Here is a 26,944-nt window from a genome sequence, read left to right on the forward strand (position 1 = left end):
AATAGCTTATCGGTTATTTAAACATCAGTCTTATAAGCGGCAATACCGACTTTGAATCATTGTAAATAATGGCTTCCACTGAATTGTCGCGGCCAAATGGATTAGTAGCCTTATGCACCAGCAAACGGCCGGCAAAGCTGCTGTCATTTAGCTGTTGATCGATCTGTAAGTCGTAAAAGACGCTCTCTCCATTCACGGCCATTTTCAAACGGTAGTGGGGTTGGGTAACCGTGCCGCTTGCACCTTCGGTAGTTACATAATACCCTTCCGTTCCTTCCCCAATCATCCCGGTCTTGTTCAGCTTTATCCTGAATGGATGCGGTATCGCCGGATGATAGAAGCAGGCGCCCGTAACCGCCAGTACAAAAAGCGAACATAATATCACTGCAAATAACAGCGGTTTCCGGGGAAATGTATTTAACTCATCCATACTTTACATTTATAAGATCTGATACCGATGCCGGTCAGACATCGGTTGTTTCCCTGAGATTGTAATTGCCTACCTGTGCCCTCACCAGGTTATAGTATTCATGTTGATTGAGCAGCAGCTCGTCGTGCGTTCCCTCTTCTGCAATCTTACCTTTGCTCAGCACCACAATTTTATCGGCATGTTGCACAGTGCTTAGCCGGTGGGCCACCATGACAACTGTTTTTCCTTTAAAATAGTTTCTGAGCTTGGCAAATATCCGGGCCTCTGTTTTCGCATCGAGGGAATTGGTGGCTTCGTCGAGATAAAGGAACTGTGGCGACTTATACAGTGCACGCGCAATCAGCAAACGTTGTTTTTGTCCTTCGCTCAGGCCTTTCCCCTCGTTACCTATGAATGTATTGGTTTTGAGCGGTAATCCCTGCACGTAGTCGAGGATACAGGCAATATCAAGCGCCATGTTCATCCGGTCATTGTCCAGGGGTAAACCCAGCGCTATATTATTGGCAATAGTGTCATTAAAAATATAGCTCTCCTGCAATACGGCCCCGCATTTAGGCCGATAGTGCTGCAGATCAATTGACCGGAATTCATCACCACCTACATATAAGCTTCCTTCATAGTTGTAATAGTAGCCCAGCAATAACTTCAACAGGGTTGTTTTGCCGCTGCCGCTCATTCCTACAATGGCGGTAATCTTGTTTTCCGGAATCTCCAGGTCGATACCATCGAGCGCAAACTGCGTTTCCTGTCCATGATAATTGAAACTAACATTGGAGAAACGGATACTGTTATCCGCGGCTTCCAGGCGTTGGGGATGCGTCTCTTTATTACCACGTACAAAAAGTTCCGACTCTTCTCGTACATTCCAGATATCCATTAACCGGTCCAGGCTTATTTTAGCATCATGCCCGGTAATGACAGCATTCATCAGTTGCCCCATTGGCCCCATTAACTGCCCCATAATAAACTGGATAGCGAGCATGGTACCAAAAGAAATGTGGTTATGGATCACCAGGTGGGCAGACAGCAGCGTAATAAGGATCTGTGATATTTCATAAATAACAGAGGCGCCCGTTTGCTGTACCTGGTTTAATCGCATTACATCAAAGTTCGACTTAATAATTTCCCTCTGATTCTTTTCCCAGATAGAGAAATAAAACTTCTCGGCACTGTTGATACGCAAATCATGAATACCGGAAAACATCTGGATAAGTATGGACTGGTTACGCGCCGCTACATCAAATCTCTTCCAGTCCAGGTTCTGCCGTCTTTTAAGAAAAAATATGTTCCACCCCACGTACACCGCACTACTGAAAATAAACACCAGCAGATAGTGGTAGTCGTAAAAACAAAGCACCGCTGAATACACCAGGATGGTAAGGAAAGAAAAAGCGCTTGACACCGTGACGTTGGTGATGAATGACTCTATCCGGTAGTTGTCGGTAATACGCTGCATCAGGTCGCCTATTTTCCGGCTTTCCAGGAAAATAAGGGGCAGCCGGAACATCTTCTGCAGGAATCTGACGATCAGGTCGAAGTTAATACGTACGCTCAGATGCAACGAAATCCAGCTGCGTACAATATCAAATAATGTACGGCCAAAAATAATGGCAGCCTGTCCAATCGCCAGTACCAATACCAGGTTCAGGTTACCGGAGGTAATACCGATATCTACTATCGATTTTGTAAAGAAGGGTATAAGAAACTGTATCATCAACGAGATCAATAACAGTACTCCAATTACCCAAAAGAAGCGTTGCCGCTTTGCGATCATTTCCTGGAATAGCGCAAAGCGTACGCTGGATCCCGACGACTCATCGTTTTCCAGGGCCTCAAACTGAGGGGTAGGTTTAAAAAAGATCACAAAAGCGCGTTCAACACCTTCGCCGTCTGTCGTAAACGCATTTTCCCTAAACTCTGGTTCTTTGAGCTTCAATAATCCCTTCGCCGGATCTGCTACATGGAACCTGTTGTCAGAGATTTTGTGTAATACCACAAAATGATACCGGTTCCAGTGAATAATACAGGGCAGATCCGTGTTCAATGCCAGCAGTTCATCGTACCGGAGTGAATAAGCCTCCGGCTCCAATCCCAGCGCTTTGGCTGTTCTGCAAAGTCCGAACATGGAAGTCCCCGATCGTTCAAAATCAGAAAAAGAACGAATCGTATTATTGCTCAGCTTTTTACCAAAGTAGGTTGTCACCATCTTCATGCAGGCAACGCCGCATTCCATGGAATTACTTTGGTAATAAAATGGAAATCTTTTATTCAGCATGCATCAAATGTTTCATTTCACCTATTTTATACCGGAAGTGTTGCTCGAGATAAAAATAGAGTACGTACTCTGTCAGCCTGTTCTTTGACCGGAACAACCGTACCACGTGCATGTGTACGAAGCTGTTCAGGAAACCAAGCTGTTTATCCCTCGACTGGTGGCGGTATCGTTGATTCCAAATCACTTTGAGCCGGTCTTCAAAATCGCCGATCAGCGCCATAGCTGCCTGGTACTGATGACCGCTGCTTTCCATGACCATGTCTATTTCTTCTTTTGCGGTCCGGAACTTGGAGATAATCTTCCTTTTCTGAAATTTGTTTGCATTAAACTCCCGCGCGAAATCATCCCTGCGTTGTTTCACAAAGGCATATTTCTCATCTATGTCCATCTCAAACGCATTCATATAGGCGTCGATGGTCCTCAGCGACACCAGCCACCTCGGATGAGTGCCTGGTATAGCCGCTGTTTCATTTATTAATTGTACCGCCAGCTCACTGTCGTACATAAAAATACTTTCGGCGGTCTCCATCAGCTCAAATCCATACCGCTCCAACTCGCGCTGATAGGTGTCTACGATAATACTTCCCAGGCATTTTCTTCCCAGCTGCGATACAATGGCCTGCTGTAATCCGGAGAGTATGGTATCAATCATATCTGCCGGCACTTTTAACCGTAACCGGATATGATGGTCAGGATCGGAATAACGAATAAAGAACCACCCGCCCAGTTTTCCGCTGGCGCGGAGTTGCTGCAGAAAACCCGGCAGCACCTGGCCGATAATTTTTTCACAGATATCAATACCGGCATATACTTTCAGGAACAGCCATTCGTTACCAGGTAAAAAGCTGCGCTCCACCGGGCTGGCTTCATCAGCATATTCCGGGATTGCAGGCAGCAGCGTGCTGCCGTCAACAAAATGGGCTTTCCCTTCCAGGTTTTTCAGGGGTAATAACAATTCGTGTGCGTACACCAGGTCGCCTTGCTGCACCAGCCCTTCGTTTGACTGATCAAACAAACATTCGCGGAAATAGAGCTTCTTCACCTTGGTAATTACGTGAATAAAAAGCTCCAGGGAGATATCGTTCTCCAGGTCAAAACACAATTCATTGTCGTGGTTCTCCTGCAAATAGAACCTCCGGGGAATCCGTTTCTCCTGCAAATACTTCCTGATTTCTCCGATAGCGGTGGCGGTATCATTCTTTGCTACAATTTCCATGAGCTCCGTATTCGGGAAGCTCCACCTGGCGGCCGAAAAAATATAGTTCCGGTATTGCACCCTGGGAGTAAACTCAAAAAACTCCGGTACACGGCCCATGTCAAGCATAATGTCAATGCCGCCAAGTTCTATCTCGTTTTGATAGTCTGCCAAAAACTTGTACACCGGCAAGGTGTTCATAAAGAAATTATGTGCATTGGATAATTTAGGCAACACACATTTTTTCAGGCTGGCCGCGTACACCTGTAACCGGCCGTGAACCATCACGAGATATAGATCATCCACAGAAATAATCCCTTCCTGGTGGGGGGCGTTTGACTTGGTAACATAGGGGATTTCATGTTTCCGGAAAGTATCGCGCATGGTGATATTACCAATACGGGTATCTGAAAGATGATTAATTTCCGCTACTACATAGCCTTTATAAAATTCTTCTTCGTATTCAGCCACGCGGGTCGACAATGCAGTGATGTCTTTATCCGTTACACTAAACCGGCCAAACATGGAGGCAGCACTACCACTTCCCAGGTTCAGGAAATGAATAAGCGGTTTTTCATCTTTCCGGTACAATACATTTACATAGGCGTTCACGGTAGCCGGTATTTCCTTTGCCGGTGGCATATATTTCCGGACTTCGGCGTCTGAAAGTGAAACAGTATAGTCGTCATTTTTAAATGCCTGTAATACCTTGTTGAAGAAAAAGGTGTGTTTATCCATATCCCATTTGATCTCCAGGGTATCTTTCTTTGCCGGTCTTGGCGGTACCGGCACATCATCTACCAATGGTGAAAAGTCAAGGGTACCAGCTCCCAGTGTGCCGTAGCCAATACCTATTTCAGGATCCATTACTTCTGCCAGCTTTACCATCCGGTCTTCATACCGGCCCTGGAAATCCCTGGTAAATTTCGCCATCATACTACTTTCATGGGTCCGGCAAAATTTGAGGAGATATTGAAAGCCCTCTACAATATCTGCCGCCAGTGCGGTGGAGATAATTGGTTGGGTAACCGCCCTGACACCGGCATCCACCTGGAAACTACTTTTTGAAAAGAACTGTACACCGAGTGTTTCCAGCTCCGTTACAATACATTCATATTTCTCTACCGGGAAATGATGATCCGCTGCAATTTCATCAAACAGGTGAAGGCATCGCTGTATGCAGTCAAATATTTTTCTATACAGTTCCCTGCCGGCGGCACTTAACACGGCAGATGAAGAAATTGCGGTCGACAACACCCGCATAAACTGTACGCTGTATTCTTCTCCCACTACAAGCGGTTCCAGGTCACTAATCAATATTCGGGCGCCAATCAGTTCACAGATAAAATCTGTGGCCTCTTCTTCCGAAATATCGTCACTCACCAGCAACGCCACGATGTCGGAAAATGGCAGGCCATCCGCTGCTGCAGCCAGAATCGCCTCGGTATATTCATCTTTCCCGAAAGATGAGAGATGATAAACTCTTTTGCCTTCGCCGTCCATAAAAAACTCCACATAACGATATTTGTCCTCCAATGGATAAATAGAGTTATTGGCATAGAAGGTAAGCCCCTTCAATAGTTCCGGCTGTTTCAAGATATACTCCGCTATCGCTATCAGTATGCCTGAATCAAAACGCACTACTTTTTGCATGGGCGCTTCGGTATCCGGTGATATCCTGTTTTCACTGCCTACGTCTCCTACTCCTACGCCGGCGAAAGTGCCGAAAGGAGTAGCCCTGTAGGTCATCCTATAAATATACTTCAATGCGGCGTCCACAAATTTATCGTACCGGACAGGTTTCTCCTCTTTGGATATTTCTCCACTCAGGAACAATAACACTTCCTGGTAAAGGTCAGGAGAGGCCAGGTAAATGGCTTCCCGCACAGCAGGCTTACTGAGATAGGATGTCAGCAACTCATGTACCCGCGGATGCTGTTTAATTTCCTGCTCCAGTAAGGACATGGATAAAGCCGGTATGCGGTAAATGAACTTGTCGAAATGCTGGAATGCTGGGTTCATATCATGATACTTATGAGTGAGTAATATTGAATCTGTCTGATAATAATTGCAGGGCTTCTTTCTTCCTGTTTACATCTGTATTGCAATCCAGGAATACACATTCATCCACGCCAAACTTTTCTTCCAGTTCAGCCAGCTCCTGGACAAATGTTTCCGGGGTTCCTGCAATAAGGTTGTTAAAGAAAGAAGCACCATATATACTCTGTGAGGCTTGTTGACGGTATTTTTCCGCTGTAGTACTATCGGTGGCACAAATCCCTTTGAAGGCCACTACAAAAGAAGGTGTATAACCGTAACGCTCCCGGAACATCCCTTTGTAATCGGCGATTTGTGCCTTATTCAGTACCTCCCGGGAACGATGATCATGAAATAAGGAATGCGCGCAATGCAACTGATGCTCCAGGCAAAACTCGAATTTCATAGAAGAAGAACTCAACACAAACATATTGGGCGCCGTTCCTTTATATGGCGGAATAATAATCTGCTGTTTCTCCCGGAAATCATCTTCGTTATGGAGCATATCTGCGAGGGAAACAATCTTCCTGTAAAAATCCTCCGGATGTTGTTCCAGCTTCTTCTGCGACAACAATCCTCCTATATTAACCGGCAGCGTACCGTTCGCAAAGCCAAGGTCGGTCCGGTCAGGAAAAAGATTCGCCATCAGCTTGAAGTTCATCGCCACTTCATACTCCGAGTAATAATTGATTAAGATACCCGCTATACCTACGTTAATACGCGAGGTCATATTGAGTAACAACGGTACGAGGAACTGGGGGTTAGACCAGCTGCTCTGCGTATAGTTATGATGGTGTTCGCTCAGCCAAAAGCGGGAAAAATTCATTTCATCCGCCATCATAGCATAGTCAGCGATGTCGCTCACTTTACCTACACTGCTGAAGGCCGATTCAAGATACCCGAATTCCATAATGCCCAGTTTCATCGGCGATAATTAAAAGTTCAAAAGAAGTGCATCGTCCCAGGTAAGCGGTTTTCCGAGCATACGACTGAGGTATACCAGGGCTACGCCCGGATACCCTTCCAGCAGCGAGAAAGGATTTTCTTCGTTGCCGTTATCCAATGCATGTTTCAACCGCTCGCTGGTAATCTCCATCCAATGATCCGTTTGCTCCAGGAAAGCTTCGCGCCCGGTCAGGTGATAAAGTTTCAGGTACAGGTAAGCCAGGCCACTGGCGCCATGGCAGAAAAACACATCCGCCACCTGCGCTTCCATCCTGGTTTTGCGCCATAGGCTGCGCTCTGCGGTATGAATACCCCGCTCCACCAGTGCTGTATCATTCAACACCTGTCCTAACCTGATAAACAACAGCGCCATGTTAAGATCACCGTAGCACCAGGCCAGGCGGGCATTATAATTGCTGATATTGACAGCCTTATCAAATCCGGCGTGCTCCGAAAAAAAACTGGGAAAATGTGAGTTATTGACATTGGTGTCAAGCTCTATCTTCTCTGTATTATCTATATATTTCAAGCCATCCCTGATAAGCTGCATCATTTTTTCGGAACGAAAGCCGTTGGCATATGCTTCCGCAAAAATGAGCAGGTTGCCACATAAACCATGGGATAAGCTCAGGTTGTATTCTGTTTCATGTACATCCTTCACAGAGTTATTCTTGATGCGCATGCCCCACTCATCTGTAATAGCAGCAGCAGCGTACCTATCCAGCAATTTTTCCATGACGGCAGGCACTTCAGGAGAAGTATCCATCACCTTACTCAGGTAGTAAAAAACACCCAAAGGGCCATGAAGATTATCCGTAACATTTCTGTTAAAATCTTCTTCACAACAGGGTAATAACATTTCTTCAATCCCTTCAAAATCGGATGGATGCGTAGGAAGCAAACCAAATTCGTTGAGATGCCAGTTGGCATAAGCAATCCCCGTTATTCCATAACTAAGCGAGTGGAATATCCTGAAGTTAACAGCGCCGGATTCAAGCCCCGTGTTGATATTTTCATAAAACATGGCTGCTTTGTCAGCAAACTTTTGTTCGCCGGTATACTTTGCCAGATAATAATAACAGAGCATCAGTCCCGGCATACCATTATAAAGTGAATAGTTCCGGTATTGCTCTTCTCCCAGCTTTGTATCCATATAAGTCAGGATATCATTCAGGTCTTCGTTCCATTTCATATTCAAAGCAGATAGGTTAATGCGTTAATGTATCGGGGATTAGCGCCGGTTTGCCGGCAACAATGGAGGTAAGCAACACCAGTAGCTCCTTCCAGCAGCGATATTTTCTTTTTTTCCCGCAACCCATACATGTGCAGGTTTTCCCGGAGGTTCCAGGTAACGTCAAGAGATGGTAATGTATCGGTGGCCGGCAGATGAGGTAAGAACCCTTCATTTTGCAGGTGTTGCAAATAAAATAAATGGCCGCTTTCCCCATACAGGATACTATCTGTACCTGCGGGGCTCACCTGACCGATCCTGTTTATAAGATGTTTAACCATTTTGTCTGTTTTTGCTGCTGCATACCCTGGAAGAAGGTATTTGGATGCGCGCAACAATGCATATACAATTCCGGCATCTCCATAACAAAGGTTAAGTCCTGATACACCTGCTTCCTGCCGCCTGTCGCAGAAAAAGGAACCGTGGATATCGGCGTCCTGCTCCGCTCCCATCAAAGCATCACACAGATGACGGATTAAGTGCAGACTTTTTTCGGTCTGAATACCCTGTTCAAAGCAACGGACGAAAAACAACAGAAAAAATGCCAGGCCGTGCGTGATCCCTGTTTGGGAGATCTCTGTACTTTCCAGCGACAGCTTCGTTGTAAAGAAATCGTTGACGAGATCCGCTATAAAACCGGTATGAATGCCTTGTAACAGAAAATAGTGTGCCTGTAACATGCCGCCGGTATAGGGATCAAGTCGATATTGTCCGATAGCATAAGAAGCATAATCCAGCAGCAGCTCATCTATTTGCTGAATCATCTCCGCTACGTCGAATTTCTTTTGTAATAACGGAATATGACCGCGCAGGAAGAAGCCCATCTCCGTGTAGTCGATATACGTGAATCCGTTTTCAACAGGATTATTAGCCAGGTATATCGCTCTTTCTGTCATTTCATAAAATGCCTGCAAATCTTCCTGGTGGCCGTAAAGCAGGTATCGCTGATGATAAAAAATCGCAAACCCGCAAACGCCGTAGCCCATATCGAAACGATCGATAACGGCAACATTATCCTGGATAAAACTAGCAAGGTCGCCCATGCTGTCTTTTATATTATACACTTCGTGGGATGGCATCTTCATCGGCTCTAGTCATAATTTTTAAAAAAGGTCGGTTACCTGCTGCTATGGGATGAAGTGATCAATCACCAGGTAACCGCCTCTCTTCGGGCATATTATACCTGAATAAAAGATATCCGGCGTTGGTAAATCTTTCTGCTATTACGCATTAACAGCTTATACGTAGCGGCGTTGCCGGCAGGAGTTTTACCACGACGAACCAGTCATCATGAAAACTCGGCACTCTGGTGTGCGCGGCAGGTTTTCTTACAGCAGCTTGCAGGCTCGTTGGGGTTGCAACCGCAAGTGTCTACTGTAGGGCATTGAGAGGACTGTCCATTGCTCATAAATGCTTGTCCGCCGAGCGTAGCTTTTAATTGCTCTTCCTGAAGACGGAGTAATGTCTCTTTGTTTAATTTAAGAGATTTTTTTTCCATGATGTGAAATTTTCCAGGTTAAAAAAGGGTTGATCTCAATGGTTCAAGTGATCAACAGGATTTCTTACAGCAGGTATTCATTTCTGCTTCGGCTAATGCAGTTCCGTGGGTGGAGCAGTTACCATTAACGCTGGCGCCGCAGGTAGTCCAGTGACAAACATCGGTACCACCATTGGACATCATGGCTTGTGCGCCCATAGCAGATTTCAGCTGCTCTTCCTGTAGGCGGAGTAGGGTTTCTTTGTTGAGAGACAGTTTTCTCCCTTGTTCTTTTTTCATTTGATCTTGGGTTTGAAGGTGAGTAAAAAAAAAGACGTGATGAATTGTAAATGCATACAGACAAAGAAATACCAGGGCGTAATAAAACAAGGTTTATTAACACCATAACACACTCCTACCAGCTACCATTTGATGGTAGTACAAACGGATCCATGGCAGGACTATTAACTACGGAATGGGCAACTCCTGTTGGGAGGTGGCTGCACCATTGCAGCCATCAGGGTTCTCGTAACAATTTTTTCATTGTTGCATTAATACGGATTTAATAGAAACGGGATTTACAGTCGGGTACATAGCGTGCTCACAGTATCTAACGTCACTTCATGAAAATACAGGTATTTAAAATCGGGTACTTACAACATAGTATGTATAGTTTACTTTAGGATTATAAAACAAGATTTTGGACTTGGGCTCTCACTATCGTTATATGCAACCAAAATAATTAAAAATCTGAAATAAAAAAAAATTTTCTATCTTCAATTCATCAGATTACCCTAAGCACTATCAGTGATACCCGATACGATAATTATCATTCCTAATGATCCCGTAAACAACACATAGTAATGAGTAAAAAGTCTGCCCTGATAATAATATCGCCACTTCCCAGCCACGCTCTTCCTACTTTTTATTTTGCAGATATATTGAAGGCCGATGGATATGATGTACACTACTTCGTACATCAGACAAGGGGTTTACAGGAAATGATAGAGAAGAATCAGTTCACATTTGTAAAATCCACCACAGAGAATATTGGTTATATGGCAGATGCCGGATATGTGGTAAACAACTACAGAGAAAAAAATTTCATTTACAAAACTTTCAAATTTCTGCAACTTGTTTACACCAATCAAATCTATCGTGAGCGCCAGGAAGAAATAGATACATTGCTTACCAGCCTTCGTCCGGAACTGGTATTGATCGATGTATTTGCAGTTACCAATTATCTCTTCTTCCATAAGTACCGGCACCAAATAAAAATCATGTTGTTTTCCCCGATGCTGTCGACCCACACCCTGAAAGGGTTTCCGATACTATCAGACCCCGAATGGATAAAAGAAGCGCATCTCGAAAAGCAACGTGATAAAACGCATCCGCTGAAAAAAAGCCATTCACGATTCAACAAGCTACTGGATAAATGGATATTAAAACGTATTTGCAGAAAGATAGGATTGCCTAAAGACAATGAACTAATTTATGATAAAAACCTGTTCACCCTTTATTCATTTAAAAACGTACCGGAACTGATCCTGGCGCCATTAGAGCTGGAAGTATCGCCACAGGTAAGGATACAGCACCAGCATTACCTGGGCCTTTGCGTCAACAAAAATACCATCATCCACAACCTCGACCAACGTTTTGACATCGGGTTAGTGAAAGCAATGAAACAGCAATCTCAAAAAATAGTATTCTGTTCTTTTGGCACTTACTTCACTTCTATTCATCAACACAAAACCATCCTGGCTTTTATCAACAACCTCGTAGAAGCAGTAGCCAACCTGGAAGGCACACACCTTATCCTGGCATCCAATGAAAGAATCCTGGAAGTACTGCAAAAAACATTACCCGAATGGCCTACTATTCACCTGTTTTCAAAAGTTCCCCAAAAAGAAGTACTGGAACATACGGATGTATTTATAACCCATAGCGGATTAGGATCCATCAAAGAAAGCATTGCCTATGGCGTACCTATGCTGGCATGTCCGCTGGAACCCAGATGGGACAACAATGGCAACGCCTTCAAAGTGGAATATCACGGGATCGGCCTGCGGGGAGAAATGGAAAAAGACAGCACTGAAAGCCTGGCAAAAAAAATAGGTGAGATACTAAACAACCCGTTATATAGAAATAATACAAGGCAGATGCGCGACGTGATCAATGAAAAATACAGCGCCCACACCTTCCTCGAAACAGTGAACAACTTATCATGACACCCTACCATCATCTAATCGCTGAACAATATGCATGCACTACATTTTCTTAAACCACTTGCCATCAATGGAAAAATAAGACTGGGCGGACAACAAGACGGAGGCTATGTTGTTTACGGCAAAACACTCCACAGCGCCGACCGCCTGCTCACCTACGGTGTGGGATGGGAAACGCTTTTTGAAGAAGAATTCCAGGAGCAAACCGGGAAAAAAGTACTCATGTTTGATCCCACGATGTATGGAAAATACATGGTTAACTTCAAACATCTCGGCAACCTGCTGCTCCGCCTGCGACTGATCAACGCATCTTCCTACCTGTGGCTCGTAGGAAAACTCTGGCGCCAGCGAAGAATGCTGGAGAAAAAACAGGTATTTTTTATTAACGAAGGATTGGGCCCCGTGAAAAAAAACAAACTCGATACACTGGCTGCCCATCAACAAAGATTTCAGTTGCACAACGAACAGGTATTACTGAAAATAGATATTGAAGGAAGTGAATATGCGGTATTCAATGCTCCGGACATCATGCGCGATCTTCAAAACGTAAACCAACTGCTGATCGAATGGCATGACCTCAAAAACCGGTTATTAGACATGAAAAAAGCTTTCGCCATGCTACAGCAGGAGTTTGAGCTGGTACACATACATGGCAACAACTACGCGCCTACCTTTTTTATGTATGGATTTATTCATAACAGTGATACCAATATCGCCTTCCCCGATGTGCTGGAAACAACCTTTGTAAGGCGGTCCTGTATTGATAAAAATGACTTAACAGATAAACCCGAAGCCTATCCCGTAGAAGGGCTCGACTTTCCCAATAACCCGCACGCCAGAGATATTGCCATTGAATTTATATAACCTGTAATCCCAGCAAACATGACATCTGTACTCCAACAACCCTTTTATTACCTGGATCATCCTTTCATCCATGATCTGAGCCAGCAATTCCAATCCATTCAAACGGAATTTAACCAGGCCGTAGAAGAAAGTGCCTACATCCAATGGCCCGAAACCTTCCTTTACAATGAAGGCTGGAATATCTTCGGGTTGCGTTACCAGGGGCAAGACTTTGCAGTAGCCCACCAGATGTGCCCTGTGTTATCGTCTTTTATTCAGCAATATTCTACTTTGATTGATACCGCAGGATTCTCTATCTTGAACCCGGGAACCATTATCCGCCCCCACGTAGGCTACACCGCTGCCGTACTTCGCTGCCATATGGGTATTAAGGTACCAGCAGGCGATTGCCGGCTTAAAGTAGGCGGCGTGGAGGAAAGCTGGACAGAAGGCGGCGTAATTGTTTTTGATGATACCCTGCTGCATGAGGCATGGAACAAAACAAACGAAACACGCATCGTGCTATTAATGGACCTAAATAAAGAGGCATTGTTACTACCGGAAAAGATATGAATATGATGGGAAGAAAACACAAGGGAAGCTTATTCTTTGGCGCATTACTGACCACATTCTTTGTGGGCTGCAGTAGCACTTACCTGTTAGACGACCGCGGAGCCGCCCGGAAAAATATTTCGCCGGCTGCAGCCCGCTACTTTAACGATGCATTTGTGCAGGTAAGAGACCAAAGCTTCCGGAAAAAAGATATTGACTTCAAACAACTATACCAGGCATCCATTGACAAAATGGAAAAAGCCGAATCGTGGCAGGACACCTATCCCGCCATCAAATACCTGCTGGCCGGACTCAACGACCGGCATAGCTTCTTCCAGGCGCCCGCCAAAGCGGGGAGCTCCATTATCACTATGCTCAGCAGTAAACCCGGCGGCATTCCTTTTAATGCCAGGATCGACAGCTCCTATGGGATAATAGAACTAAAGTCTTACAACTCCGTGGACCAGGCCGATCAACACCGGATAGCAGACAGCCTGTATCATGCCCTGAAAAAAATGGACGATGAAAATGTAAAAGGCCTTATTATCGATTTCCGGAAAATGGAAGGCGGCTCCACAGCTCCCTTCCTGACAGGCTTTGCGCCGTTGATTAACCAGGATGTATTGCTAAAATATGTTGACAGTAAAGGCAACCGGTCGTATATCACGCGTTACAAAAATGGCATCTATACTAAAAGTGGCCGTAAAACAGCGCGCCTGGGATATCTGTCTACGTATGGCCCGCTGAAGCTTTCCGAAAAGCCCATTGCCATTATCACCGGCAACTATACCGCCAGCGCCGGCGAAATGATACTCATCGCATTCCTTGGGTTACCTCACGTAAAAACATTTGGAATGCCCACATTCGGCGTAGCCACCGGCAAAAGCAATATCTTCCTGGCAGACAGCGCATTCATTTCACTGGCTACCAGTGTTACCCATGACCGTAACGGTCACGCCTACCCCGGCCCCATACAGCCAGATCAATATGCGAATCCATCAACCATCACTGAAGATCAGTTGATGAGTGATATCCGCCATTGGATCAGGTAAACATTCCATCACCCGGAAAAACTTATTATTATGAACCATCTACCTGTTTACCCTTTAAAAGAACTGGCGGACAACTATTATGAGTTTTACTCAGACGGAGGAAGTCACTATTCTATCAACTTTATCCTGCATTACCAGAACGATATTGTACAGCTTTATACAGACAATAAGTACGTAGAAGTATATGAGTTTGTTTTTGAAGTAATGAGCGTGGGAACGATACAGGCATTTGATAAAAAAATTACCAACACCGTTATCGGACTGATGGAACAATTTCTTATCAACAACCGCCACCGGGTGCTTTTTTATACCACCAGCCGGGATGATCAGCGAAACTATGCCCTGTTCAGAATATACGAAGTATGGTATCGAAGCTACCTGAAAGCAACCGTCTCCTCGCTGGGAAAAATAGACCGCGTGATCCGGCAGGGGCGGCATGTAGAAGCTTATATGTCCTGCGTTTACCTGAACATGTATCTCGACATCAATTACGTTAACGAGTGCATAGACATTGTACTGCAAGAGCTTTACCCCGACTATTCCATTACCGTATCCTGATCATCCCTTATGAACGATATTGAAATTGGCCTACTGGACTTTGGTACTACCTCCGGTGAAAATTTTACTCCGACACAGGAAGCAGACTTCCTGTCGACCTATGTTTGCCATGCCGAACAATTAGGCTATTCCCGTATATGGCTGGCGGAACATCACAATCCCCATCGAAATTCGCTGTGGCTCAACCCGGAAATAATGATCCCTATCCTGGCCGGCAAAACAAGCCGGATCAGGATAGGGTCAGGAGGTATCATCCTCTCCGCGCATCAGCCTTATCGCATTGCCTATACATTTAAATTATTGGCGGGTCTTTTCCCCAACCGCATTGACCTGGGCATTGCAGGTGGCCACATTAGCGGAACTACCCGTTCACTGTTTTACCCCGAGCCCGTATCTGATCACACCTATACCGATAAGCTCCTCTCCCTGCTGGACATTTTCCGCAAAGAAGAAGAACTGATCGACAATGATGTGATCATCCCACCGCTACAGGGAGTACCTCCTCCCATATGGCTGTTGGGCTCCTCCTATAAAAAGCTCGACCTGGTACTACAGCAAGGCCTTAATTTTTCCCGCTCCCTTTTTCATTTTGGTGTAGACCTCACACCTGCCAGGGAAGAACTGGAGCGATTTAGAGAAGCCTACTATCACCAGCATGGCGGTTTACCGGGAATTTCACTAGCTTTTACAGGTTGTTGCCACCACAACAGGCAAACAGCTCATGCGCTCAGTGAAAGAAATTCGCGGGGATTTGTCACCAACAACGTAGTAGGAGAACCATCCGAATTTGCAGACCAGGTATACACCCTCGCCGAATTATTTGGCATTCGTCAGTTCATTTTTCTCAATACCGCAGCACCTGTCAAAGAGAAGCTATTGGGAATTGAGTTAATTGCGGATGCCCTTGGCCTGGGTATCTCCCAAAAACAAAATATCACAGTGTAACCACCGCTACACCTGCCCGATATAATCCAATCGGGACAGCAGTTCCGGCGAACTTCTCAACCAGGCATCTATCACTCCCCTCTCTCCCAATCTGTCACCAACGAAATCGGTATTAACCGTTGTAAATGGTAAACTCAGTTCTGCAAAATTATCCATCTGGAAATCCGCATTCACATATTGCTGTTTAAAAGAAGTAACCATATCAAAAGCATCCTTACAAATCACCTGGATACCTGTTTCCGGAAATTCATAATATGCAGAATAGAGGCTGGTCCAGCCACTGTTCAACTCACGAATATAGGTACGGAGCTTTTCAGACAACACAAAAAAGTCCGATTCAATATGAATGATCTTATCATATTCATATTTTTGGGCAATCTCCACGGCATATAAAAAGCTTCTCCACCAACCGGGGAAATCTATGGTAGAACGACGTCCCAGGTTTTCATCAAACCGATACAGCTGAACAGTTCCTTCCAGTGTAGCGGGCAATGATCCTGAAAGCACATTGATGTCGCCATATCCCCGGCCGCCATCATCGATCAGGAACAATCGCTCCGCCTGCAGCTGTTCCAGCAGCGGCTGGTAATATTTGATCCACCTGTCGTACCTGTCGCGGTTGTGAAAAAACTGGTCTCCATTTATGTAGCTGGTGCAAAATATGAATGAACGCATAGGGTTAAATTGTGTACTGGAAAATACGGATTAAAGTGGATTTATTAAAATTAGAATGGGGGTATTTTAGGAGAAGATGTATGATATATCGTAGTAATGCTGTATAAAGTACGGGAAAGAAACGGGAGTTATAGAAAATAAAAACGCAACTTCTACAACCTATGAATAACGCAGGTTGTAGAAGTTGCGTGTGATCCCCATGGTAGAAATAATTTGTAGCTCCTTATGGCTGCGTTATACGGAATATATTTAAACAAGTAAGCTTCCTCCATCAACCACTATAATCTGACCAGTGGTAAAGCTTCCGCGCATGAGGTATAAATATGCTTCGGCAATTTCATTTGGATTGCCAACCCTGCCTGTCAATAGCTTGCTTCCAATCTGACTAAACAATTGTTCCCTGTCGCCCTCCGTCATACTGGCTAAAAGGTTTGTCCTGAAAGTTCCTGCACATACCGCATTGACCCTTATTGGTGCAAGTTCGAAAGCAAGTGAACGGGTAAGTCCTTCAATAGCGCTGGCCATTCCGGCAATCACAGCAGTTCCCTTCCGCGGTCTTCTTCCGATGGCGCCAGTAGTTAATATAATTGATCCACCTTCGCGAATCAACGGTGCTCCATACTTTGCCGCCATAACGGAGCCCCAGAAGCGCAGGTTAATCGATTGTTTGGCCTTGTCAATATCCAACTCCGACAGGTTACTGAAATTTAACGCATCACCTGCCGTAAAAACAAGGTGATCAAATTCGCCTATTTTCTTAAACAGCTGCTCGACCTGCTTTTCATTACCAAGATCAGCCATGAAACCTTCGCCTTCCGGTAGTAACAATAAAGCTTCATTAACCTTTTGCTGACTGCTGGAAACCACCACCACAGACGCCCCCTGCTCTGCTGCTGCTATTGCAGTAGCTAAGCCGAAACCGGATGTGCCGCCCAATAGAATAACTCTTTTGCCAGCCAAACTCTTTTCTCTTTCATTTTCCATGTCCTTGTTTGTTTGATTTTTATAAATCCAAAATTATCGGACATTTGTTATAGTCTTGTTATCCGTTACCTTTAGGATAGTGACTATAATTATGGGAAAATTGAAATCTAATCCGGAACCCAGCATCGAACGGCAATTAGCATTGCAGGATGCCCTCGACTTATTGAGAGGCAAATGGAAAATACTTATTTTGAGAAGTTTGTACCTCTACGGAACGATTCGGTTTAAAGACTTGCTGGAAAAATCGAAAGGTATAACGCCCAAAGTGCTGTCGACCGAATTACAGCAATTAGAGGAAAATTTGCTGATTACGCGAACGGTGAACAATACCAAACCAGTTACCGTATCCTATGCACTTACTAAGCACGCCACTGAAACCTTACCTGTTATTAATGCTTTGATTGAATTTGGGTTGAAACACAGAAAGAAGATTATGTCTAATTGAATTTTTTTTGTACGAGCGTTGGTTTTGTTCTTCTTTAGGCTACGGTATCCATGTAGGTTACCGCTTGTAGTAAATCCTATAAAATTGCCGGTCTCTGTTTTCTGATAAGCTTATTTGCCAGTCATTTTTTGTAATTTTCCTCCCGGAACACTTCTATTTTAGTTAATCTTATTCAAACAAAGCGTTGCATACCAAAGACGACTCCGTCGGGAAATTGATTCCCCATTTTAATAGCTATTTTCAGCTCAACAGCCTGGAACGTAGTGAAGTACTCCAGCATTTCACAGAGAGGCGGATCAAGCGCCGCCAGATAATCCTTCAGCCAGGTGAGGTTTGCCGTCATTTCACCTTCGTCGTTTCCGGCTGTTTTAAACTGTATGCCGTAGACCAGGCCGGAAAAGAACACAATATCCAATTCACCGCAGAAAATGACTGGACTACCGACCTCACTAGCTTCTATAATGAGAAGCCAAGCCGACTTTATATAGAGGCCATCGAACCGTCCGTTATTCTGCAGATCAAACATTCCGACCTGCTTCAGTTTTACATAGACTATCACAAATTTGACCGTAATTTCAGGATCATCATCGAACGAAAATATATTGCCCTGCAAAGCAGGGTCCTGCAACATATCAGTCAGCCGGCTGAAGAGAGGTATCAATCCTTCCTCACCGACTATCCCCAACTGGCTCTCCGGCTGCCAAATACTGAAATCGCCTCCTATCTGGGTATCACTCCCGAATTTCTAAGTAAAATAAGGAAAGACCTGTCCTCCCGATCCTGACCCCCTAAACCAGATTCAAGCTATTTCTTAAGATTGTTTAAGGGTTGATTTTACCTGGAAAGACTACCTTTGCGCCATTGTTCCCGGCCCAATGCAACACTTGCATTTTGGAGGAAACGACTGATAGACAGTACATATAAGGCAATGAATATCCAGGTAGAAAAAGCGGCCATGCAAGACGTAGTTACTGCGTTTGCACATACGCTCAATACAGGCAACAAGAATGCCCCCCGCGATTTCTTTACCTGCGACGGGCTGTTTATGCCAGAAGGAAATATAACTAATCAAGCTCAAAATTATGTCAAAAGAGACCAACAAACAGGCAATGGACCGGTTCGTGCAATTCATCAATACCGCCGACCCACAACTGGTCGAACAACTCATTTCACCCCAAGCGATATTTTATGTCCCAGGCCGTGCTGAACCCATGGAGGGACCACAAGGTTACCTGGCCATCATAGACATGATGCGCAGTGGTTTTCCCGATATTCAGTGGGCCGTGGACGAGTTCATCTTTGATGACGATAAAGTAGCCGCCCGGTTTACCATGGCTGGCACGCATCAGGGCCCATTCTTTGGTGTGCCACCTACCGGCAGGCAAATCCGGGTCATGGCGATCAACATTTATCATTTTTTAAATGGCCAGATCATCGAGGAATACGGCCAACCTGACCTCCTCGGGCTGATGCAACAAATAGGTGCACTCCCTCCCCAATAATACTCTTTCAAACTCAAACACATGAAGGCGGCTGTATTAAACATACCAGGCGGACCCGAAAACTTTGTGATCGAGCAAAGGACCATTCCTGTCCCCCAGGCAGGGCAGGTATTGATCAAAGTAAAAGCCTTTGGGCTAAACCGGTCCGAGTTGATGACCCGCAAGGGTCTATCTCCATCCGTAACGTTCCCCCGCGTGCTTGGTATCGAATGTGTCGGCGAAGTAGAAGTCGATCCTGGTGGAACACTGAAGAAAGGCACGAAGGTAGCAGCCTTCATGGGTGGAATGGGCCGTGAATTTGATGGCAGCTATGCAGAATTTACTGTATTGCCCAGTTCGATCATCGACCCGTTTGAAAGCGATCTGCCCTGGGAGCAGCTTGGTGCGACCCCGGAAATGTTCCAGACCGTTTATGGATCGCTGCATCTTTCATTGAAAATTGAAAGAGGGGAGACCCTCCTGATCCGGGGCGGCACCTCATCCATCGGCATGCTCGCGACCCAACTTGCTAAAAACAGCGGGCTCCGGGTTATTGCGACTACCAGGAATCCCCAAAAACAGCAACACCTGCTGGACAATGGCGCCGACTATGTGCTTATCGACGACGGCAAACTATCATCTGCGTTAAGACAAGACTTTCCTGTAGGTGTACCTAAAATACTGGAATTGGTCGGCACGTCCACATTGAAAGACTCACTTGAGTGTACCGCCCAGGGAGCTACAGTCTGCATGACCGGCATGCTATCAGAACAGTGGTCAATTGCCAACTTTTCACCAATGGATTACATCCCCGCCACCGTGAATCTTACTGTGTATGATAGTGGGCAGGTCCGGGTGGACAGCGGAAGTTACCAACAGTTTATCAGAGATGTGGAAGCCGGCCTTATAAAACTCAGCATAGGCAAAATTTTCCGTCTGGAAGAAATTGTAGCGGCCCACCGCCTGATGGACAGTAATACCGCCGTTGGAAAGATCGTCATATTGCCATAAATCGGAATAGTTGCGATTTAATCTGACAGTTAGGCTCAATTTTAAGTAACTGTTAATGATGTTCCCGACTTACCCAACAATATTCAGACAACTGTAGCCAGATTTGAAGTCAGTGAATTTGTGGCATACGATAGCGTATAAAAGCAATAAATTATTGAAATTAAATGCCAGGGAAAATAGATGTACTTTTTATGTTTCTCAATGGAAATAGAAATGATGCTGATGCACTGATATTTTAACAAAGTAATTTTATGTAGATATTATGGGTATTAATTGAAGTTTAATAAACCTTGCGCCTAAATTGTTTCATTTTTACCTTCTATAGATAAGAGTTACACCTCTTTTATGGCCTATTGCTATCCTTTTTTGGCTCGGAAAGAATATATTGAATTGTTACACTGCCAACTTCACTTAAATAACCAAAAGGAACATCATTGGGGTCATACCCTATCTGGTTGGTATCAACACTTAAAAAAGTAACTATCAATTTTGAAAAGTACCATTTCACTTCATAATAATCCTTCCTTCGCCCCGTCGGGGCCATGAGTTTATCTCGCTTGTATGAAATTGTTGATTAAATCTACCATTTTTCGATGATGATCATCGATCTGCTCCATACTCCATTCCTCAGCGTTATAATCTCGCATCATGATATACTGTTTCAAACTATCATAAGCAAGATGACCTCCTTGATTCAACTTTGCGTAATAGTTCTTCTTTGCTGAAGGTAGATGATGATTCAGTTTGGAGTTTTTCTGATGGCTTATTAAGCATAGGTTCCCAAAGGAGTGCAGTGAATATTGATCTTCCAGCTTTTGCCCACCAATGGGGTTTTGAGGATAATAGTGCTCAACTGAACTTCTGAACGAAAATTCAAAGCTCTCCGCGACCTCATCATCCAGGCTGTCCCAGATAATATAGTCTAAAAAATTAAATACTAAATTGTTCTCAATACTACCGTACTGCAAAAGTAGATTATCGTATTGAATGACGGGATATTTTTTTGGAATAGTGTGGTTCTTGAAAATAAGTGCATGGTAGTCTAGCTTTGATCCTTCGTCCTCATTCAAAAAGCGAAAACAGATCAAGTCCTTGGCTATTTTTTCCAAATAATCTACATAATCATCTCTGGAAACTTCCTCGCTATTCAAAAGATGATACATTGCTGCATTTAGCCAGTACTTATAGATCATTGCGGGTGCAGCTGTATGAAACATAGAGAGCAGAGTAATGACATACTCATTATCCCAGTTGCTTTCTTTACCAAATGTATTTACATAGTATCCTTTAACTCCATCACTCGAACGTAGTTTCATTAAACTCCAGCCCTCTTTATTGCTCAGAAACTGCCTTTTAATCACATAGGTATCAAACAACCATTTACCCCGCAGCAGATTGAACATGAATTCCAAAACAAAGGCCTTCGCTTTTTCTCTATCCCTGTTTTTCAACTCCGCTTTAAAAAGATCGATCAACCTTTTGTCATCCAATGCCACTTCATTCTTTGAGGTCTGAATCTTCAGGAGATGTAACAGAAAATTCTGGAAATTCACTGGTGATGTAAATCTATCTGGTGTATCTTGTGTTGTTTCGATCTTTTCAAATCGCTGACCACTGTTTATGATCGCGTCAATTCCAAGTGAAAAACCAGCACTCCCATCCTTACTTTTTTCTTTGTAGCTATAGAATATTTCTAATAATTCAGCGCACTCTTTAGGTTGCAATTCAGACCAGTCTTTTCCAAATAAAAGTCGTCTCAATTTGGGTTCAAAACCGAATTGAATATATCGCTCCATTTGTTGAGCGGCATCCCATATAGAGTGAAAAAGTTCCTGCAGACAATCATTCTCCTCACTTTCGCCATCATATAATACATCCAACAAAAGTGACTTTACCACTTCGTGTTTTTCCAATTGTTCGCCGCGATTGTTCATTATTTCGAAATAATGATTCAAGTCAGTATCATACGGAACTTGTACACGAAGGATAACGACATGATTAGTCACATAACGGGCAAAATCCTCGATTGTTGTCCCACTCTCTTTAAGTTTAATACCCAATTCCTGTTTGATATGGTCATACGCATCTTTAATGGAGGAATGGTACTCTTTATACCCACTGAAATACCCTGCATAGGAGCATTCAAGTGCATTTTGCGATAAAGGTCTGCTTTCAAAAGTCAACGTGTTACCCTGATACCAATCCATAACGGAGAACTCATTCTTCAAAACAGATAACAAGATAGAAAACGTAGTCAGACGTTGCTGCCCGTCTATTGTATCATAGAAGACTCCGTGCTCACTGGCCTGCTCGAAAACAATTAGAGTACCAATATAATAATTACGTTGTTCCTGAACGTAGTCGATAATATCGTGAATAAGTTGAGATATTTCGCGTTTCCCCCAGGCATAATTCCGCTGATAGATTGGTATGCGGTAGCTGTCTCTTGTGAATAGCTCCTTTATTGTGTGTGGTTGTATCTGATGTGCCATATTACAGGTAAAACTGCTTTTTCAAAATACTACTAATATCCTTGATGTCTCGTTGAATATTTATTTCATAGTCAATGGTCCTGGAAAGGGCCTGTTGCGGAACATAGCTGTTCTTGAAATCCAGGAACATGTTCTCGCTTCTCACATAATTATCTACGCTTGTAAATTGAATAGCATAATATTGCAACCTCAACTTATAAGCCCACGCAAACAACTTTTCGACAGCCTGATTGATATGGTGGAAGCCGAATTTATCCACATAGAAAATCAAGGCACATTCAAATAGTGTTCTTACATATGTGTCACCCGTTCTCTGCCAACCGTCATAAGATTTGATTGTTTTAAATATTTCTTTGGACACTTCTGTTAGAGATGCATTTACACGGATACTATTAATCGTCATCTCAAAGACATTCTTATAATAGCCGATCATCTCAAAAAACCGGCGGCCGTTTAATATTGGCGCATCTAACTGAAACGGGTATGGCTTTTGAGCCAGGTCGATTTGCCGGTGATAACTTTTATTATATTCGTCGGTAAAATGATGCAGTATCCTTAATGCAACAACGTAATTATAATTTTCAATCTGCTCCACCGTCACTCCTTTGAACAGGTGTATCTTACTTTTATCGAATTCATGGGCGGAATCGCCTCTAGACCAGGACCTGATCCGGAACAAGTAATCAGCGAATAGCCTGGCAAGGTCATTGGACTCGTATTCTTCCCATACATTGACATCCGCCAGTTTCAAACTCTCACTTTCAGAACTGTATGCTCTGAGATGAAACGCCTTCAGCAGATCATGTGGGGCCAGGTCTTTACCACGTGCATTTTGTGAGTCAAAAAATTGAAAAGCCTCACTGATATTAGTTATCTCGAAATAGATCAGCTCACAATGATTCACAAAAAAACGTACAAAATCCTCATCACAATTTGAAATGGCTCGCTTTGCCGCATTGTAATTTCGTAAGATATTCTGTGCTGTAACAGGATTACTGAAGGTAAAATCAACAAGATTTTTCTGAATACATGCAATCTCCCTTTTCAAATGAGGATCTTCAATAGTTAACGTATTTATTATCGCTTTGAACAAGAGGATACAGCTAATCGTACGTTGTTGCCCATCAACTATATTCAGCGCCTCCCGATCACTATGCACCACCAATGTACCTAGACGATAGGCGGTCTTTCGTTTAAACGTATTGATATCCTCTATTAACTGTAGGATGTGGCTTTCCTGCCACTTATAAGGCCGCTGATAAGCCGGTATCATAAGTCTCTTCAGCTGCAGTAATTCCCGTATACTGATTACACTTGTTTTTACATCATGTTGAACCTGCATAAAATATAACTTCGATTTTCCCTTTTTGAGATAACACCTCTTGGTTCAATTCTACCGTTCCCCACATTCTCGAATAGCTCTCGTATATCCGCTTTCACAAATTTATGAAGTGAATCAAGATATCAACAGGCATTTTGTCATCAAGGCCTATTTAAACTTGACAGCCCCTTCTACCTACCGCACCTTAAGTTAAGGTGCTATCGATAAAAATTACGCTATACATTGAACATACAGATCGAAAAATATCTTTCACAACATTTAATCTTTCATCTATTAACTGTTCGTCTCTATAACCATAAAACTCCAACCATTTTACAGCTTCTATATTCCGAAAATCGTAGGAAAATTCCTTTATTACAAATTCTTTATGGAATATAGTGTATACTATCGTTTTAGAAAATCTTTCAATATCCGTCATTAGTTTATCTTCTATCTCCGCTTCTTGTTGTAACTCCGCCATTATTTCGTCTATATAGTTTCTTCCCTCAAGCCCTATAGCGTCATCGAATTCCTGCAGTTGCCTTTCTAACCTTTTAAGACCTGGCAATGCTGATTTAAATTCCTCTATAGAGACACTCTCGCGGTAATGCCGTAATTCTTTAACTAGTAGCCCAACATTGCTTAAATATGAACCTTTAGGGGCGGTAGTAAATTCATGTTGCAATAATTCCATTCTTAATAATTTTTGTAATTTGTATTTTGGAAAGTAGTTTAAGATCTACATACGAACTTCTTTAAAAAGCGGGTGCCGAATTTCATATTCTTGATGATTAAAAACTGATCAGGAAAAAACTAGTCACTATTTATGGAAGACATTAGTTGATAATAGCAAGCTTCTGGTTTTAATAAATATCCACCTAATGTTAACCATAAAATAAGTGAAGCATTTTTCATAATCTATATAACACATGATCATTATCGGTGTCCAGTCGCAATTAACTATTATCTGGAGATTTGTTAATTGGGGCATTTTCAGACAGTTCATGAAAACCACGATTTAAATAATGAAATTGTCGCAGCAATGGTTGCCACAATTGCCACCACAACAGAAACCCATGCTGCGATTCTTGAGCTTTTAGCTTCTCTGGCAAATATCTCAGCAGATTCTTTTTCTTTAAATTCTTTAATGTAATGAGATAACATTATCGTTTATTTTGAGGTAAATCATTTCATAGATGTTTTGAAATAAGGGCTTGCTATTGTAATATACAAATATCGTAATAAATATGAGCAATAATCGAATAGATTGATAGAGATTATACGAGAATAAAGAATGTATTAATAGCAATTATCTAATTAAGAATTTTTTGCTGATCTTCATCATTTTGAGTTAACATTGGCTGTCGACCCTTCACAAAAATTACATATGTAACTCCTGTATACACCGGTATTGGATATGTAATTAAAGCTGAACGAGTTCTAGAACTAGAACAACTCATCAGGCAATTGCATGCCGAAGGCAAGTAACATGGGAACTTTGCTTTTTCTTGTTTAAAAGAAATAATCTCCCTGTGTTAATTAAATGTTCAAGATAAAGTACCTTTATAATGACAGGTCAACCCAAATAAAACTAAGTACCTACGAATCGCGAATTCCCACTTTGATAGACTAACAAATAGGCCAAAACAACAAAGCCGGCGACTAGCGCAGGCTTTGAAACTATTCAGTGATCCCCTTGGGAGTAGCACGTATCTTCGTAATGTCTTGTAGAATATATATGTGTTTGATAGTGGTGAGCGTTTATTGCTAACCGTAATGCTAACCTGATTACGTGTAACCGTTATTGTCAGGAATAGTGTTAGGTAAAAGTGCGAAAATAAGAGAAAATATAATGTACACAATCATTACTAAAAAGGGGAAATTAATATTTGACTGACAATAAATAAATCAGATCTCCCACGTACAAATGATACTATATGTCGAAAATTTACATCTACCTATTTGTACTCACAATTAGATCATGAAAGTCCTTCCAGTTTATTTTAATTCTATTCTTTTCCGCCCAACCACTTGGCCGATATTCAAATGCTCCGTGGGAGATATGAATTGTCCCTAGTAGTTTATTATCTTTCTTAACTTTTAGGATTGTATCAGCCCTTCCCAATTCTGTTTCCGGCAACTGAATATTAACGCGATGATCAGCCATATGTGTTATTTTAATATTTAATAATACAAATGACCGATAAAAACACATAACCACTGTTAATCGAAAGTTAAGTAAAATAAATTTACGTCTTAACATCAGTAATATACAGGGCTTAAAGTGATTATCCTAAGAGCAATCCTATACATCGATAACTGACCAACATCTTCAAACACTTAAGGAGGTGAAATAGTATAGTCAGCTATGTTTTGGTAATACCCAAACCCTTAAATTCTCATGCTTCGCATTCAAAATTCATTTCTCCGGCCAGTCCTTTGTTTCATCCTCCGCCATATCAAATAGTTCGATCAGGCTTTGCATGTCCCAAATAATTTCTTCCATATTGAGCGGAACAACGTTTAAAGAATAGGACGCATAGTTCTTGAAAACCTCTCATAGACTATGATTGACACGTTTTGCAGGGTGGTATTCCAGAAATTCATTAAACTGCTTTTCCAGTTCCTTACTGATCTTTAGTTTGGTACTCATACCATTTCCTTTTTAAAGTTGCTCGGAAAAGCTGTCGTAATACGGCCCCCTCCATCTGTAACTACTGTAACTAGGCTCGTTGGCAGGTCATCCCGATCAGTCCGCCTGTACAAGCTC

The 26,944-nt window shown here is 43.1% G+C and carries 25 protein-coding genes; 10 read left to right on the forward strand and 15 right to left on the reverse strand.

Annotated elements, in window-relative coordinates; all coding sequences use genetic code 11:
* Positions 1 to 13: 13 nt before the first annotated feature.
* From AC5ZC7_RS16625 to AC5ZC7_RS16660, 8 genes are all read right to left on the reverse strand, one after another.
* Positions 14 to 430, reverse strand: a complete 417-nt coding sequence (locus AC5ZC7_RS16625; protein WP_496157789.1) for a hypothetical protein — start codon at positions 428 to 430, stop codon at positions 14 to 16.
* A 34-nt stretch (positions 431 to 464) separates the two neighbouring features.
* On the reverse strand, positions 465 to 2,705 hold the full coding sequence (locus AC5ZC7_RS16630; RefSeq protein WP_496157788.1) for a cysteine peptidase family C39 domain-containing protein: 2,241 nt from the start codon (positions 2,703 to 2,705) through the stop codon (positions 465 to 467).
* On the reverse strand, positions 2,695 to 5,922 hold the full coding sequence (locus tag AC5ZC7_RS16635; protein ID WP_496157787.1) for a thiopeptide-type bacteriocin biosynthesis protein: 3,228 nt from the start codon (positions 5,920 to 5,922) through the stop codon (positions 2,695 to 2,697). The genes AC5ZC7_RS16630 and AC5ZC7_RS16635 overlap by 11 nt, the downstream gene beginning before the upstream one ends.
* Positions 5,923 to 5,932: 10 nt before the next feature.
* Entirely contained in the window at positions 5,933 to 6,862 is a 930-nt protein-coding gene (locus tag AC5ZC7_RS16640; RefSeq protein ID WP_496157786.1) for an LLM class flavin-dependent oxidoreductase, read from the reverse strand.
* 9 nt (positions 6,863 to 6,871) lie between these two features.
* Positions 6,872 to 8,074 (reverse strand): lanthionine synthetase LanC family protein, encoded by a 1,203-nt coding sequence (locus tag AC5ZC7_RS16645; RefSeq protein WP_496157785.1) that lies wholly within the window; start codon positions 8,072 to 8,074, stop codon positions 6,872 to 6,874.
* A gap of 2 nt (positions 8,075 to 8,076) precedes the next feature.
* The gene (locus AC5ZC7_RS16650) at positions 8,077 to 9,198 is read right to left on the reverse strand and encodes a lanthionine synthetase LanC family protein (RefSeq protein WP_496157784.1); all 1,122 of its coding nucleotides are present in this window, start codon (positions 9,196 to 9,198) and stop codon (positions 8,077 to 8,079) included.
* Positions 9,199 to 9,401: 203 nt separating this feature from the next.
* Entirely contained in the window at positions 9,402 to 9,611 is a 210-nt protein-coding gene (locus AC5ZC7_RS16655; RefSeq protein ID WP_496157783.1) for a class I lanthipeptide, read from the reverse strand.
* Positions 9,612 to 9,662: 51 nt separating this feature from the next.
* Complete coding sequence (locus AC5ZC7_RS16660) at positions 9,663 to 9,890, reverse strand: class I lanthipeptide (RefSeq protein WP_496157782.1); 228 nt, start codon at positions 9,888 to 9,890, stop codon at positions 9,663 to 9,665.
* A gap of 563 nt (positions 9,891 to 10,453) precedes the next feature.
* On the opposite strand from AC5ZC7_RS16660, the gene AC5ZC7_RS16665 reads away from it, so the two are divergent.
* The 6 genes from AC5ZC7_RS16665 to AC5ZC7_RS16690 are packed head-to-tail and all read left to right on the forward strand — an operon-like array spanning position 10,454 to position 15,765.
* Positions 10,454 to 11,818 carry a nucleotide disphospho-sugar-binding domain-containing protein gene (locus AC5ZC7_RS16665; protein WP_496157781.1) on the forward strand — a complete coding sequence of 455 codons (1,365 nt, stop codon included), beginning with the start codon at positions 10,454 to 10,456 and terminating at the stop codon, positions 11,816 to 11,818.
* A 30-nt stretch (positions 11,819 to 11,848) separates the two neighbouring features.
* Entirely contained in the window at positions 11,849 to 12,679 is an 831-nt protein-coding gene (locus tag AC5ZC7_RS16670; RefSeq protein ID WP_496157780.1) for a class I SAM-dependent methyltransferase, read from the forward strand.
* An 18-nt stretch (positions 12,680 to 12,697) separates the two neighbouring features.
* Positions 12,698 to 13,231 (forward strand): aspartyl/asparaginyl beta-hydroxylase domain-containing protein, encoded by a 534-nt coding sequence (locus tag AC5ZC7_RS16675; RefSeq protein WP_496157779.1) that lies wholly within the window; start codon positions 12,698 to 12,700, stop codon positions 13,229 to 13,231.
* A 2-nt stretch (positions 13,232 to 13,233) separates the two neighbouring features.
* A complete protein-coding gene (locus AC5ZC7_RS16680; RefSeq protein WP_496157778.1) occupies positions 13,234 to 14,262 on the forward strand; it encodes a S41 family peptidase in 1,029 nt (342 codons plus the stop codon).
* Between the two features lie 30 nt (positions 14,263 to 14,292).
* Positions 14,293 to 14,820: a hypothetical protein gene (locus AC5ZC7_RS16685; protein WP_496157777.1), complete on the forward strand. Its 528-nt coding sequence runs from the start codon at positions 14,293 to 14,295 to the stop codon at positions 14,818 to 14,820.
* Between the two features lie 9 nt (positions 14,821 to 14,829).
* The gene (locus tag AC5ZC7_RS16690) at positions 14,830 to 15,765 is read left to right on the forward strand and encodes an LLM class flavin-dependent oxidoreductase (protein WP_496157776.1); all 936 of its coding nucleotides are present in this window, start codon (positions 14,830 to 14,832) and stop codon (positions 15,763 to 15,765) included.
* A 6-nt stretch (positions 15,766 to 15,771) separates the two neighbouring features.
* Here the strand turns inward: AC5ZC7_RS16690 and AC5ZC7_RS16695 are convergent, their stop codons facing one another.
* Together AC5ZC7_RS16695 and AC5ZC7_RS16700 are read right to left on the reverse strand one after the other, a co-directional pair.
* Entirely contained in the window at positions 15,772 to 16,440 is a 669-nt protein-coding gene (locus AC5ZC7_RS16695) for a hypothetical protein (protein WP_496157775.1), read from the reverse strand.
* 249 nt (positions 16,441 to 16,689) lie between these two features.
* Positions 16,690 to 17,424 (reverse strand): SDR family oxidoreductase, encoded by a 735-nt coding sequence (locus tag AC5ZC7_RS16700; RefSeq protein WP_496157774.1) that lies wholly within the window; start codon positions 17,422 to 17,424, stop codon positions 16,690 to 16,692.
* Between the two features lie 91 nt (positions 17,425 to 17,515).
* Here AC5ZC7_RS16700 and AC5ZC7_RS16705 point away from each other — a divergent pair, with 91 nt between their 5' ends.
* Positions 17,516 to 17,869: a winged helix-turn-helix transcriptional regulator gene (locus AC5ZC7_RS16705; RefSeq protein ID WP_496157773.1), complete on the forward strand. Its 354-nt coding sequence runs from the start codon at positions 17,516 to 17,518 to the stop codon at positions 17,867 to 17,869.
* 214 nt (positions 17,870 to 18,083) lie between these two features.
* On the forward strand, positions 18,084 to 18,653 hold the full coding sequence (locus AC5ZC7_RS16710) for a Crp/Fnr family transcriptional regulator (RefSeq protein WP_511911603.1): 570 nt from the start codon (positions 18,084 to 18,086) through the stop codon (positions 18,651 to 18,653).
* Between the two features lie 50 nt (positions 18,654 to 18,703).
* Here the strand turns inward: AC5ZC7_RS16710 and AC5ZC7_RS16715 are convergent, their stop codons facing one another.
* Positions 18,704 to 18,826 (reverse strand): hypothetical protein, encoded by a 123-nt coding sequence (locus AC5ZC7_RS16715; protein ID WP_496157771.1) that lies wholly within the window; start codon positions 18,824 to 18,826, stop codon positions 18,704 to 18,706.
* A 152-nt stretch (positions 18,827 to 18,978) separates the two neighbouring features.
* Between AC5ZC7_RS16715 and AC5ZC7_RS16720 the strand changes: the two genes are divergently transcribed.
* Both AC5ZC7_RS16720 and AC5ZC7_RS16725 read left to right on the forward strand, forming a co-directional pair.
* Positions 18,979 to 19,371: an ester cyclase gene (locus AC5ZC7_RS16720; RefSeq protein WP_511911604.1), complete on the forward strand. Its 393-nt coding sequence runs from the start codon at positions 18,979 to 18,981 to the stop codon at positions 19,369 to 19,371.
* A 21-nt stretch (positions 19,372 to 19,392) separates the two neighbouring features.
* Positions 19,393 to 20,361, forward strand: coding sequence for a zinc-binding dehydrogenase (locus tag AC5ZC7_RS16725; RefSeq protein WP_496157769.1), 969 nt, complete (start codon positions 19,393 to 19,395; stop codon positions 20,359 to 20,361).
* A 548-nt stretch (positions 20,362 to 20,909) separates the two neighbouring features.
* Here AC5ZC7_RS16725 and AC5ZC7_RS16730 read toward each other — a convergent pair.
* From AC5ZC7_RS16730 to AC5ZC7_RS16745, 4 genes are all read right to left on the reverse strand, one after another.
* Entirely contained in the window at positions 20,910 to 22,853 is a 1,944-nt protein-coding gene (locus AC5ZC7_RS16730) for a GmrSD restriction endonuclease domain-containing protein (protein WP_496157768.1), read from the reverse strand.
* A 1-nt stretch (position 22,854) separates the two neighbouring features.
* The gene (locus AC5ZC7_RS16735) at positions 22,855 to 24,195 is read right to left on the reverse strand and encodes a DUF7834 domain-containing protein (protein WP_496157767.1); all 1,341 of its coding nucleotides are present in this window, start codon (positions 24,193 to 24,195) and stop codon (positions 22,855 to 22,857) included.
* Between the two features lie 184 nt (positions 24,196 to 24,379).
* Positions 24,380 to 24,868, reverse strand: coding sequence for a hypothetical protein (locus AC5ZC7_RS16740; protein WP_496157766.1), 489 nt, complete (start codon positions 24,866 to 24,868; stop codon positions 24,380 to 24,382).
* A 308-nt stretch (positions 24,869 to 25,176) separates the two neighbouring features.
* Complete coding sequence (locus tag AC5ZC7_RS16745; RefSeq protein ID WP_496157765.1) at positions 25,177 to 25,338, reverse strand: hypothetical protein; 162 nt, start codon at positions 25,336 to 25,338, stop codon at positions 25,177 to 25,179.
* Between the last annotated feature and the right edge of the window lie 1,606 nt (positions 25,339 to 26,944).

The sequence above is a fragment of the Chitinophaga sp. 9-1-y genome (assembly GCF_059511905.2).